Here is a 13,485-nt window from a genome sequence, read left to right on the forward strand (position 1 = left end):
GGTGCCAGCGTATAATGGTAAATAAGTCAATAATGAATTTTGGCTAAAAAAGGGTAACTCAAACTAAACCTTCCGTTTTCCATTTTTTTGAAAAGGATCAACTATCACAGAACAATATAAAAGGACTCTTCTACGACGTGAAAGGATCTTGCGTTTTCATACTACAGAGGTACCGCCTAGTAAATACAACTTTTTCTTCACGTATTATTCGTACTTGCAGGACAAGATCCATTACGCTGGCACGCGAGGTCTAAAGCCTCAGGCACAATAAACAATGTGATCTAACGTCCTAGAGGAGTCCCTGTTTTAACCTTCTAAATTTAACTTCTAATTTTTATATCTTATATGTTTTATACATAGGATTTATAAATTGGTTGCTTTGATTATTATAAATAGATTTTTACTTTCTAAGCCGATTGGTGGTAAGTTTCAGACGCTACGAACTTTTCATAAAAACGTTTTATATTAGGACTATGCAGCTTTTTATATAATTCATTGTATAAACGATAATTCCCCTGGTTAGTACGGTATAAAGTATTGTTTCGGATCATTGAAAAGGCTAAACGTATCATACGATTCCCTAATGCCACGTATGCTTGTCGGTGGTGTTTCCCACGTTCTTTGAACGCTTTGTACCTTTGATTCATCTCTGGGTTATTATGGGCCAATGATCTCCCTACTTGGTAAACAATATTTCTAAATTGCCTTCTTCCTTGCTTTGAGACTCCATAGTAGGAAGGATTTCTGTCGCCTGACTGCTTGACAATTGGATTCGTTCCAGCCATCTTGATTAATTGCCCTGCATGATCAAAATCCGATATATCGCCCATTTCCGCAAACAATTCAGCACCAGTCACAACACCTATTCCAGGGACGCTTAGGAGAATTCCACCGTCGGTTTCAATGAAAAGATCCTCTATCCTTTTCTCTAGCTCTTTAATATTCCTATCGAGTAAATCAAACTGATCTAACTTTTGGTTAAGAAGAAATTGTTCTGATTTTACCAATTGTTTTCCTCTTGAAATGGAGTTTTGAGCGAAATCTAGTAATATATCAATACTTTCATCTCGTATTTTGAGATTATGATCAACAGATACTTTGCGTAGCCCTTCGGCCCCAAGAGTAAGTATATCGCTAGGATGTAAATAATGGCGCATGATAAACCGTGAGGTTTTCCCAAAGAGATCCGAAAAGGGTTTCACTTTTTCTCTTTTTCCATCGACCCATACACTTTTTCCTTGAAACTCTCTAAATATATGATCAATATAAGACCTTATTAAATTCTTCATTGTAGACATTTCTTTCACTAATTCACGGCGAGCACGTGTTAATTTTTGTAGTTCACGTATCTTTCCGCTCGTCAAATCGGCGAATGTACCATGTCCATTTATTAGTACTTGGATGATAGCCATGAGATCCAGGTTATCTGTCTTCGACCAATTTAAAAGTGCTTCTCGTTCCTTGGCGGTAGTCGCTGAATTAATGATACGAACATGAAACCCTGCAAGATGACAATGAAGAACTAGGTCCTCATAGTAATGCCCTGTTGTCTCCACTCCGACTACAATCTCCTTCTTGCCATATTCTTTTTCTATTTTGCTTACTAGTTCCTTGACCCTTTCAATTCCCGTAAGGGATGCATCGAACTCAAATGGGCTTACAATGATTTCCCCAAAATAGGTACTAACCATCCCTTTATGGGTGTACTTTGCTGCATCCACTCCCACTAATAATATATTCTCTGTTCCTACGTCTTTAATAAACTTAGCCCATCGACTTCCATTTTTCCCTTGAATGTGTTTGAATATAGAATGAGTCATCGTTTTCTCTCCTTTGGTTGGGATAGTATATTAGAAGTTCTGTGATAGGTACTTCTATACTACTAGAAAACGGTGACCTTTTTTATTATCTTGATCTATTTACTATACTAGGCACCTGTCGATTCCTGTCGGTTTTTCGGCTGTATAGGAATACCTCAACGGTGTAGAGTCGATAAGAGTTATAGCTAAAGAATAAGTGTTAGTAAAGCAATCCTTAATTGGTTAATAACTAATTACCAAAACCATGGGAAATGCTTTCAGAACTCCTATACAAACTACTAGTTAGAGTTTAAAATGGACGTACTAATATATAGCGAGGCGGGAGCGTTTATCTAGGAAACTATTGCAGTCTATAATGTGTCAACCTCTGGACTTGTGTGTACTTGTGTGGAGTTGGAAGCGTTAATGTGATACTCAGGGGATAGGGGGAATGGGAATGAAATGGAAAAGGAACAATGTCTTTTTATTATGCTGTTTAATGGTGATGATGGTTGCGTGCAGTGATTTGCCGGAGGATGAGACCAGTGGAGAAAAAGAACTGGAAGAAGACATAGTGGTTGAGGAAATGACCGAGGAAGGAAATGGTAAGGCCAATAGCGATGAAGTCGCGCTTGATGAAGAGGATTCAGTAACTGTGGGTAATCAGGAGGAACTGGGAGATTATTTGATTGATTTGTCCGCTACTGCTTACATAGAAGATGATGCAATTATTGTGGATGGAGTAAGTAACCTCCTACCGGGGACTCCCATTAGACTTGAGTTCATTTCCATGGAGAGAATCCAAGTTAGGATCAACTTTAGTAACTTTAATACGAATGGCGAAGTGGAAGAAGACGGAACATTTCGTTTTGAAGTGGGCCGGCCAGTTGTTGATGATTTTAGAGTGTATGTAATCGTAAATGGAAAACGATTCAGAAATGAAATTGCAGATCATTATGGTGAGAATGGAGAAAATATGGAAGGCCCTCTTATCGTCCGTTCAGAATCGAGAAGGGAGATTGAAAAGAGTGTTCATGTTGAAACACTCGTTCACCTTCAGGACGAAGAAATAACAGAATATGAGCTTACTGGTCCTATATTATATGATCCACCAGAGGATTATGGAAGCACAGAGATTTGGATTGAGGCAGACCTTACAACAGACCACCGCTACGTATATGTGGAAGGGCGGTCAAATCTATTAGAAGGAACCGCATTAAACATTAATTATTTCCGCAATGACTTAGGAGGCTTTGTAGGATATCCGAATCCTTATAAGGCATATGTACGGCAGGATGGTCGCTTTGATACAGTCATCCCGTATTCGACGATAAGATCAGATAGTTATGTTAGAGTGGAAGCGAGTCCATGGATTGGAACAAGACTTCGAACCATTAGTGAAGAAGTCTACGGTGAAAATTATGAAAAAATGAGCGGTGACATTGTGAATAAATCGGATGATAAAGGTAGTATTCTAGCTAAACTTTTCTTAGACCCTCCTGAATTGGAAGTGCCAGAAGATGTGTTAGTTACGATAGATGATGGCGAAACGATGCTAACTATTCCAGATGATATCCTATTTGACTATGATGAAAGCCGATTAAAGTCTGAAGCGAAGGACATCATCTATGAAGTGTTACCGACTCTAGCCAATTTACCTAATGGAACCATCATTGAAATCCGCGGACATACAGATAATACAGGGGATCCAGACTACAATCTTGGATTGTCAGAAGAACGTGCTGCATCTGTTTTTGACTATATCATCGAACAGGGCGATACCTTGGAACACTTAGATTTTAAAATAGTTGGATTTGGAGAGTTCGCACCAGTTACTTCCAATAAGGATGAAAATGGTCGTCAGCGCAATCGTCGTGTGGAACTGGTCATTAACCCAAAAGATTGATGAAGAAGGTAGGAGGAATCGACAGGTGCCAACGACAGGTGCCAGGCACCTGTCGATTACTGTCGATTAAGAAGAATGGGGGACTTCCTAATGAGGGAAATAAAAACAGAAACGCTAACACTAGTTTTAAGCAAATTACTAGGTACAAAAATTATAGGGGCAGACTACCAATCCAACCAATTACATGGCGGTACAGTGGGTGATGTACACCTTATTACGGGCAATGCCGAGAACACTGATGGCGTGGAGTTACCCTATAAAATCGTTTTAAAAACGCAGAAGAAATGGGAACGCTACAATGACCCTGACTCATGGCGTAGGGAATATGATTTTTATAAATCTAATTTCGGCGCACTGTTTTCTGAAACATTTCGTTGGCCTGGATGTTTTCACGTTGAAATGAACGAAGGAGAAACCGAAACGCAGCTATGGATGGAGTATATCGAAGGCATATCGGGATTAAACTTGACTGGCGATATGTATGAACGTGCAGCCGAGGAATTAGGGCGGTTCCAAGGTAAGTTATTTGCCGAACAACCTGCTTTTTTACAGGAAATGACCAACGTAAGCAAAGTGGATTATATGAAGAACTTTTATCTCCATTATCGGTCATGGAAAAGAGTGTACGATTATATACGTTCCGACGAATGCAAAATCCCTAAACACCTTTGTAAGATGCTTATTGATATTGATGAACGTGCAGAAGAAATATTCAGCCGTATTGAAAAGCTTCCGATTGTATTATGCCACAGGGATTTTTGGGTGGAAAACATATTCCATTCAGACGGTAAAACCATCCTCATCGACTGGGATACCGCTGGTTGGGGCTATATAGGTGAGGATTTGGCAAGCCTAATCGCGGATGAAGCGGATATTGAACATATGGTGGAATACTACCATAGATGTATCCCAGCGTATTACAAGGGCTTTTCGGAATACGCGGATATTTCGCACATAAGAGATGACTGTGTTTATGAGATGATTTTACTTATGTTCGGATACAGACTTGTAGAGTGGTACATGAACGCAGGGGAGGAAGACAACCTTCAAGAAGGAGATGATGAAAGAACTCTCCACATCCAAACCCTGCAAAAAATCTATGAGATGAGGAAGGAATAATGATGGATAACTCGTAACACATATTACTGGAATCTGAGCTATAGTAGCGAAGCGACGAAACTTTCACAAGGTGGTAAAGTGGCGTCTAGAAAGAAGTTCTTCATATGCTTCACCTTCTACGTAGTGACATATGGAAAAGCCGTTGACATGATTCCGAAGTGGATGCTCAAGACCACAACGTTGATCTTATTATTGAAGGTAAGGCTTGGGAAGTGTTGAAGTTAGTAAGTTGGTATAACAGCATCTATTATCCTATTAACCTAACCTTAGGGAAGTCTTTGTTAAACAGTTGTGATGTTGGTGCCTGACCCCAGATGCATTAAAGCTTTAACGCTCTGAGGGATCAAGCACTTTTTTCATTGTTCAACGAACGTTTACTCAGTGGCAGCACGCAAGCGATGCTTGCAGAGGAAGAGACACTGCCCTACTCTCGTGTTCATAGGCGCTTTCGCTTTTCTTATCTATCATTTCACAAAATTGTCATATCCTCTTCAAAGATTTACCTGAATTGTTTGTAAAATCAACCTAGAAGCTGTAACAGGAACGAATATTTTAGGAGGATGACGAAGTGAAATTTATTTTCCTGTTTCTCGTTGTTATTCATGGATTAATTCATATCATGGGTTTTCTTAAAGCTTTCGAACTAGCTAAACTGGACCAACTAACACAAAGCATTTCCAAACCTGTGGGTGTTGTCTGGTTACTCACTCTTTTATTGTTTCTATTAGCGGCTATCTTTTTCCTATTCCAAATGGAAAATTGGTGGATACCTGCAGCCGTTGCCGTCGTGTTATCACAATTGGTGATCATTTTATCATGGCAAGATGCAAAATTCGGCACCATTATGAATGTCATTATTCTTCTAGTAGTCATCGTTGGCATGGCAACGTGGAAGTTTACCTCGGAAACAGCGAAAGAATTAGAAAACCTACTAGCAGAAAATGAAACAAGTACGGCATTAATTACGGAAGAAATGCTACACGATTTACCTTCTAATGTACGAACTTGGTTGAATCATGTAGGTGTTGTTGGAAGAGAGGATATTGATACAATATCATTTCGGCAGATTGGTGAGATGAAATTAGAACCGGATGGGAAATGGAGTGCATCGGAAGCAGAACAATATGTCACGACTGGTACGCCTGGATTTTGGTGGAGGGTATCCGTTGACATGCTTCCAGTGGTGGATGTGGTTGGGCGTGATCTTTTCAGAGGTGGCACAGGTGATATGAAAATTAAAGTAGCATCCCTTTTTCCGGTTGTAAACGTTTCTAATAATGAAAAAGTAGATCAGTCTACCATGCAACGATTTCTCTTAGAACTTCCCCTTTTTCCAACTGCTGCCTTGCAGCCTTATATTTCCTGGAAGGAAGTGGATCCTTTTACAGCAGAAGCGCAGATGAGGTATGAAGGTATGGAGGCTATCGCATCATTTCATTTTGATAAAAATGGATCTGGGGAGCTAGTTCGGGTAAGTGCCTTTCGATACAAAGATCATGATGAGAAAGCAGAGCCAATAGAATGCATTGGGCAAATTCATGAATATGAAGAGATAAATGGACTTCGAATTCCAGTAAAGGTGGACATCTCCTGGGTGCTTGAAGGTGAACCTTTTACATGGTATCGATTTGAAGTAGTTGATTTCCGTTTACAATAATTACCTTATTGACTTGAAAAAAGAAGTGGAAAATGAAAGAAGTGGAATAGATGAAACGGATAAAATTAGATAAACAATATAAAGATGAAGTAGTAAAGGTATGGAAAGAAGCTTTTCAGGACGATGAGGAATTTGACAGTGAGTTTTCCCAGTATTTTTTCAACCAAGATGATTTATGGAACTATGCTTATGGTTGGCTTGATGGTAATCAATTAGTATCTACTTACTTAAGCTTAAATGTTTCTGTAACAATCAGAAATAAAGAGTTTACAGGACATTATATTGACGGATTAGCCACCCTTCCTTCCTATCAGGGGAGAGGTTTAATTCATCAACAAATGCTAAATGATGCAAAACGTTGTAAAGAAGATAGGATCCCTATTATGCTGGTGGATCCTTCTAGGGATTCTTTTTATCGTAAATTCGGGTTTGAATTTGCTTGTGACCAATACAGAATTGATATAGATCGCTTGTTTTGTTCTGATGAAATAGAGCAATGTGACTACACAGTTAAAACAGGTGTGATTGCTGACAATACAGAACTCCAAGAAGCGTACAAGGTAGTAAATGATTACTTATTTACCCACTCTCCTTACAATGAACTGCGTTGGCCCCCTTGTTATGAAGACATTAAGTATAAGCGAAAGGACATAAAGCTAACCGTCGCTTTTGATAAAGAGAAGCAACCGTGTGGATTTGTTTTATACAGTGTGGATGGAAGCAACATGTTGGTGACGTCCTTCCGTTATACAACATTGGCTGCCTTTTTCGCCTTGAAGCAGTTTATGTTAGATATGGATGACTCTATCAGTCAATTTGTTTTTACAAGTATTCCAGAGGATTTTCCCCTTTCCTTATTCTTAAAAGATTTAGGGCGCCCTGAGAAAAAATTATATTTTGGAAGTTGGATGTCTAGAATGATTAGAATTGTTGATTTCCCTTTTCTCTTAGAAAAATTGGTTAGTGAACCACCAAAACATGCCATTTCATTTTCGATTAAAGATAAAGTTTTAAAAGAGAATAATAACAACTATACCCTTTTTCCAAATGGGAAAGTAATCATAGACTCTGATCGCCAAAGTGAAGTTACTTCCACTATGACAGATATTGTTCCTCTTCTAACAGGCTTAAAGTCAGCAAAGGAACTATATTTTCAAGGGAAGCTAATCGTTAACCAAGCTGAAACGCTGGAACAATGGCCAAAAGTTCCTCAAGTCATACGAGAAATAGATCTTCTCTTCCCTAAATTAACTACCTTTAGTGCTGACGATTACCTAGCACCATAAAAATAAAGAGAAACAACAACGCTCACTTAAGCCCTGAAGGATGTTCGTGGCAAGAAGAATTAGCAAGAAGTAATGATATAAAAGTTAAGGTAGCAGATTCACACTCAAATAAAGGAATAGAAAAGGATCTGAGAACCATGTTAATAGATTTATATAAGTATCTGGAAAAACCAAAGCTATTTACACAAAGTACATGTGAATTTTGGAATGATGAGCATATTTCAAAGGGGATGCTGGAAGCACATTTGCATCCCAATTGGGAAGCGGCCAGTAGATGTCATGACTTTATCGATCAATCTGTAGAGTGGATTGCAGAAATGGTTCCATCTTCAATGTATCCAAGTCTTCTGGATTTAGGATGTGGCCCTGGTTTGTATGCTGAAAGATTATATAAAAAGGGGTACGACATTACTGGTATTGACTTTTCCGAAAGGTCGATTACCTATGCCAAGGAAAAAGCAAGTCAAAGGGACGAGGATATAAAATACGTTTACAAAAACTACTTAAATCTGAATGAAAAGAATGAATATGATGTAGTAACGTTAATATATTGTGACTTTGCGGTGTTGTCAGATATAAATCGGGAAAGCTTACTGAATAGAATTTATGATGCATTGAAACCAGGGGGGAAGTTCATTTTTGATGTTTTTACAAGAAAGGAATTTGAGGATAAAGAAGAAAACCATACATGGTATTTAAGTGAGGGAAGTGGCTTTTGGAAGCCGGACAAACATCTATGTTTTCAATCTCACTATATTTATGAAGGAGATGTGAGGTTAGATCAATATGTCATCATCGATAAAGATGGTCAAGCTTCTATTATCAGAAATTGGTTGAAAGGATACTCGAAAGAAACTATCACTTCAGAAGTTAAAATGGCAGGTTTTCAGAAGTGTGATATCTATTCCGATGTAACTGGAAAACCTTATTCTGATGAATCGAAAACAATTTGTATTGTAGCGGAAAAATAGATCTGATAAAAGCCCATCAAATAATAGTCATGAGGGAGTATTTTGTTTTCATACACTTTTTCCCAAAATTTATTTACAAAAAAATGGAATAGTGCGATAATATAGTGGATTGTTGTAAAGGAGGATAGTAAGTTTATGGAACCCACTAATTGCTAATATTAATTTTTTTCATGAAAATTAATAGTTATTTTGTAACGAGTGTCAATTTTAACCTATCGAATTAGGTTTATTTGAGTTTGCTCTTTATGGAATACGGCAATTAAGATGGAAACTTACTTTACTAAGATCGAGTGCTGATAATTTAATGAAACAGAGCTGGATATATCTCCTATATAATAGAACGGTGCTTTTTTAAGTGTGCCGATCTGTTGTAAACAACTCTCAATAAATTATTTCACAGATGATATGGACTGTAAGAAGAATCTATCTTCTTACGGTCTTTTTTATTAATTTAATAGGCTCTTTTCTTATATTTTGTGGCTTTTTGAAAAAAGCTTGGAGAAGTGAAAGGCGGCGACTCCAGCGACGAGCAAATCTCCTTGAATAAGCATCGAGTTGTCTCAACGGATAATCCACAGAGCAATGCTTTTAGAGGAAGAGACAGGAATGCGAGGTGAAGACCCCGCAGACACGGTTTTCGTCGAGGAGGCTGAGGCCGTGCCCGGCGGCAAAGAAGACACTGCGAAGAATGAGCAGATGTCGCACTTGTACCTTGTGTGAAAGCGTCCGCCTGTAGTGTATCCAAGCAAAAATTTTGCTGAAAAAAATCTATGTAAATAGAGCCATAAAATAACAGTATTGAAGTTCCTCTTTTTCCTATCCATAGAGTGCAAGGAAGCTAATGGATGAAAGAAGGAATCGTTATGTTAGAGATGAAATTAACGGGTATCAAAAAATTTATGGAAGCAACGCTTGTGGTAAAAAATTTTTCGCTCGAGGCTTATGAGGGCGAAAAAATCGGGATTGTAGGGGCAAATGGATGCGGGAAGAGTACGATTCTAAAGATTATTGCTGGAATAGAGAAAATGAATTATTATCCGGGCTACCCTCAGACCTCCAGCTATGGTTATGATGAAGGTCTTATTCATTTACCGAAATCGGCCACGAAAGCTTATCTTGAACAATCACCGGTCTATCCGGAAGGGTTAAAAGTGATTGATGTATTAAATCTAGCTTTTGAAGAAATTGAAAAGCTAGAGCTTCAAATGCGACGATTGGAAGAGGAAATGAAGACACTCGAGGATAGGGCTTTAGAAAAGGCTTTACAGAGATACAGTGACCTGGTTCAATCATTCGAAGTAAAAGGTGGTTACGAGAGGGAGGAGAAACTTAAGAAGGTAAGTTCAGGCCTTCATTTCTCAGAAACCTTTTTGGAGAAGGACTTTGATGTATTGAGTGGTGGAGAAAAAACAACGGTCGTTCTTGGGAAACTATTGATCCACCAACCGGATATATTATTGTTAGATGAGCCTACTAACCACTTGGATATGCAAGCAATTGAATGGCTTGAAGACTACTTGAAAACCTATAAGGGCATTGTCCTTCTCGTTTCCCATGACCGGTATTTTCTTGATAATGTCGTATCAAAAATTGTGGAGATCGAGGATATGGAGTCCATTTCCTATAAAGGAAATTATTCCTCATTTGTTGAGCAAAAAGAGGAGAATATGCGTATTCAATATGAGCACTTCAGAGAGCAGCAAAAGAAGGTCAAAACAATGGAAAAGACGGTCATGAATCTTAGGGACTGGGCCATGCGAGCGGATAACAATAAGTTTTTCAAAAGGGCGGCCAGTATCCAGAAAAAGTTGGATAAAATGGATCGGATCGATAAACCGATTTTTCACAGAAGAAATATGCAGCTGGACTTTAAGGAAACACAAAGGTCTGGAAATGAAACGATCAAGGCAGTGGGAATTTCTAAGTGCTTTGGAGATAAAGCGATCGTAAAGGATGCCAATGTCATGATCTATTTTGGTGAAAGGGTGGGGCTTGTTGGTCCAAATGGCAGCGGAAAAACCACTTTCCTCAAAATGCTTTTAGGGGAAGAGAAGCCAGATAGTGGAGTGATAGAGTTAGGGGCGAATGTGAAAGTGGCCTATTTACCACAGAAACTATCTTTTAGTAATGAGGAAACTACGGTACTGGAATCCTTTAGGGAAGATATCTCTATCTTGGAGGGAAAGGCACGGGAATACCTTTCCAAATTTATGTTTTATAAAAACAGTGTTTTCAAGAAAATAAAGCATTTGTCTGGTGGGGAGAGGATAAGGTTAAGGCTCGCTATGCTGCTATATCAAGATATTAACCTATTGATACTGGATGAGCCGACAAATCATCTTGATATTGATTCCATTGAGACCCTTGAGGCAGCTCTTGAAGAGTTTAAGGGAACCATTTTCTTTATTTCCCATGATCGCTATTTTATTAATAAAATAGCTGAACGGGTGATTGCAATAGAGGATCATGCTTTGAAAAGCTACGATGGGAATTTCGATGATTATAAGAAAGAAAGGGAAAAGCAAGTTCTTAAACATTTAGAAGTGCAGGAATTCAAGCAGGGAATATCAGAAAATCAAAAGAGTGACGGTAAAGGTATAAGAAAGGAAGGGGATGTAGCTGAAGCTGAGACTGAAGTTCTGGCAAAGATTGAACGTCTGGAACGGGAAATTGATAAGCTTGAAATAGTCATGGCTTCTGACCGCCTGGAATATACGAAACTTCAAGAGCTTTATGATCAGAAAGTCGCTTTAATGAGAGAGATGGATCATGTAATGGAACAATGGCTAAACAGTAATTACTAATAGAAATGAATTTTGGTGCCTACCCCCAAATGCGTTAAGGTTCTAACGAGATGGGGGTCAGGCACTTTAATTAATGCATTATTCCATTCTAGAATGCCCCTGACCCACCGCCGCCGCCAGCACCGCCAGCTCCACCGCCGCTAATACCGCCACTTGAACTACTTGTATCAACGGACGTATTACTGTCTGCGGTTTTAAACGAAGTAGAGGCTAAGGCAGCTACGAGTAACCAATTGGGATCAAAGGCGTAAGCCATTCCAGTCTGGTGACTTACTGGTGTTTGAAAAGCGTTGACTAACGATTCATTTTTATTCTTAAGTTTCTTTTCATTAACTCCTAAACCATAAATGAACGCTCTCATTTTATCGTCTTCCGTCAAGCTTTGCCACTCATCTCCTGAAATGGTAAGGAAGTCCTTTCTAAATTTATGCCATTCCAGTACTAATTTTGTTCCTTCCCATGTTCGTGGCCGATAACCGATGGCAAAAACTAAAAAGGATAAGGTTAAGGCAAGAGACATGAAAAACATGGCAAATAATTCGTTGATGATACAAAATATCCCGAAAGGAATGGGAACGAGACTGAATGTACCTAACAAGAGCTTCGTCTCCCTTTTCGTTTCGTATAAATCGGCATCGTTTATTTCTCTTTTGACAGCTGACTGCCAATTCCCCTGGTGCTGGAGATATTTGTTGCTGTTCGCTTCTATTTTCGTATAATTTTCTAAATCATCAAAGTGGAATAAATCATTCTCTCCGATTTCATCAAAGAGCCACGAAACTAACATCTCTTCATGCTCTAATAAATGGTGTCGATTGACTAATTGGAACAGATTTCCCTCTACGTTTTTCACATGACCTTTACGTACAAGATCCAACAAGGAAGCCGCTACTGTTTCAGGGAGGAAGTAGTTATGATTTGTAAAAACGATCGTCGCTGGCATGGATAGCTTTTCTTGTGGAACTAAACCTTGAGCCCCATTTTCCAACTCACGGCTGATTGCGTCATGCTTCCTTTTCACTTCTAACCTAGCTTTACAGAAGAACAAAAGGAAGAGGAGACCCAAAACGGGAAGAAGAACCATCCCGATCGATTGCAATAGCTCCTTTTGCTCAGCATGGGCAATCGCTTCATTAATCAATTGTTGATGAGTTGCTTCCAATTCATCTGCCATCATACCTTCCGAGGTGTTTGTGGCATTAGGGAAAAGACTGGCATCATACGCTACTCGGATATCCCCGTTCTTATTGCTAGGCACCATCCCAAGCGTGAATTGAACCAGTCCATTTTCTAACACCATTTCCGTTTGGAATGCTTCGTCGTAACCGAAAGCAATGACATCTGTAGTTTCTTCTGGTGGAAAAATAGTAATCGTCAAATTTTCATAAGTGGATGAGTTACTCTCATCAAAAAAGGACCAGTAAAAATCAGCCACATCCTCGTAAATAACTACGCCATTGATAATTTCATAGTGAAGATCAATGGTAATCTGCTCATCATTTCCAGACCGGTGAATCCGGTACTCTGGTAGATTCATTTCTATCTGTAACGGTGTATTCCCTTCAAATGCTTCTATAGACTGGATATCTGCCCCTGTATTTGGGATTAGGGAACGAATAATCCCACCGAACTCCCCAGAAAAGTCATACGTATGGCTTTCCTCTACGAGGACAGTCCCGTCTTCCTGTAAGTAGGCGTTAATGTCCACATCAGTAATTGTAAAGTCAACAGCGAAAACCTTCATAGGAAAGAAAAATAATATAAGTAATAAAAAAAGACTTAGTCGTTTTTTTAGCATTATCGACACCCTCCTTTTCTTTTTTACGTTATTCAGTTCGGAAAGGTTTCATGCGGACCACCAATTTCAACGGGAGGGAACAGCCTATTCTTGTTGCCAGAACCAAGAAGAGTAACAGATTAGTGACATTGCCAAAGAAGCGTAG

At 39.0% G+C, this 13,485-nt stretch carries 8 protein-coding genes; 6 read left to right on the plus strand and 2 right to left on the minus strand.

Translation table 11 applies throughout. The features are described from left to right. Positions 1-407: 407 nt before the first annotated feature. The gene (locus KS419_RS05520; protein WP_217065051.1) at positions 408-1,820 is read right to left on the minus strand and encodes an IS110 family RNA-guided transposase; all 1,413 of its coding nucleotides are present in this window, start codon (positions 1,818-1,820) and stop codon (positions 408-410) included. A 436-nt stretch (positions 1,821-2,256) separates the two neighbouring features. Here KS419_RS05520 and KS419_RS05525 point away from each other — a divergent pair, with 436 nt between their 5' ends. The 6 genes from KS419_RS05525 (at position 2,257) to abc-f (ending at position 11,542) form a co-directional block, all read left to right on the plus strand. Further along, on the plus strand, positions 2,257-3,705 hold the full coding sequence (locus KS419_RS05525; protein ID WP_217065075.1) for an OmpA family protein: 1,449 nt from the start codon (positions 2,257-2,259) through the stop codon (positions 3,703-3,705). Positions 3,706-3,795: 90 nt separating this feature from the next. Beyond that, positions 3,796-4,824, plus strand: coding sequence for an aminoglycoside phosphotransferase family protein (locus tag KS419_RS05530; protein ID WP_217065076.1), 1,029 nt, complete (start codon positions 3,796-3,798; stop codon positions 4,822-4,824). A gap of 568 nt (positions 4,825-5,392) precedes the next feature. Next, on the plus strand, positions 5,393-6,481 hold the full coding sequence (locus KS419_RS05535; protein WP_343215028.1) for a DUF6920 family protein: 1,089 nt from the start codon (positions 5,393-5,395) through the stop codon (positions 6,479-6,481). Positions 6,482-6,531: 50 nt separating this feature from the next. Next, the gene (locus tag KS419_RS05540; protein WP_217065077.1) at positions 6,532-7,767 is read left to right on the plus strand and encodes a GNAT family N-acetyltransferase; all 1,236 of its coding nucleotides are present in this window, start codon (positions 6,532-6,534) and stop codon (positions 7,765-7,767) included. Between the two features lie 137 nt (positions 7,768-7,904). Next, positions 7,905-8,738 carry a class I SAM-dependent methyltransferase gene (locus KS419_RS05545; RefSeq protein ID WP_217065078.1) on the plus strand — a complete coding sequence of 278 codons (834 nt, stop codon included), beginning with the start codon at positions 7,905-7,907 and terminating at the stop codon, positions 8,736-8,738. A gap of 845 nt (positions 8,739-9,583) precedes the next feature. Continuing rightward, entirely contained in the window at positions 9,584-11,542 is a 1,959-nt protein-coding gene (gene abc-f, locus KS419_RS05550) for a ribosomal protection-like ABC-F family protein (protein ID WP_246593667.1), read from the plus strand. Between the two features lie 88 nt (positions 11,543-11,630). Here the strand turns inward: abc-f and KS419_RS05555 are convergent, their stop codons facing one another. Then, a complete protein-coding gene (locus KS419_RS05555) occupies positions 11,631-13,340 on the minus strand; it encodes a DUF2207 domain-containing protein (protein WP_217065079.1) in 1,710 nt (569 codons plus the stop codon). Between the last annotated feature and the right edge of the window lie 145 nt (positions 13,341-13,485).

Origin of the sequence: Evansella tamaricis (genome assembly GCF_019042215.1) — a bacterium.
GTDB classification, from domain to species: Bacteria; Bacillota; Bacilli; order Bacillales; family Salisediminibacteriaceae; genus Evansella; species Evansella tamaricis.

Bases quoted from the DNA above. Each gene is read 5' to 3' on its own strand.
- KS419_RS05520 (WP_217065051.1), bottom strand. From the start codon at position 1,820: ATGACTCATTCTATATTCAAACACATTCAAGGGAAAAATGGAAGTCGA.
- KS419_RS05525 (WP_217065075.1), top strand. From the start codon at position 2,257: ATGAAATGGAAAAGGAACAATGTCTTTTTATTATGCTGTTTAATGGTG.
- KS419_RS05530 (WP_217065076.1), top strand. From the start codon at position 3,796: ATGAGGGAAATAAAAACAGAAACGCTAACACTAGTTTTAAGCAAATTA.
- KS419_RS05540 (WP_217065077.1), top strand. From the start codon at position 6,532: ATGAAACGGATAAAATTAGATAAACAATATAAAGATGAAGTAGTAAAG.
- KS419_RS05545 (WP_217065078.1), top strand. From the start codon at position 7,905: ATGTTAATAGATTTATATAAGTATCTGGAAAAACCAAAGCTATTTACA.
- abc-f (WP_246593667.1), top strand. From the start codon at position 9,584: ATGAAAGAAGGAATCGTTATGTTAGAGATGAAATTAACGGGTATCAAA.
- KS419_RS05555 (WP_217065079.1), bottom strand. From the start codon at position 13,340: ATGCTAAAAAAACGACTAAGTCTTTTTTTATTACTTATATTATTTTTC.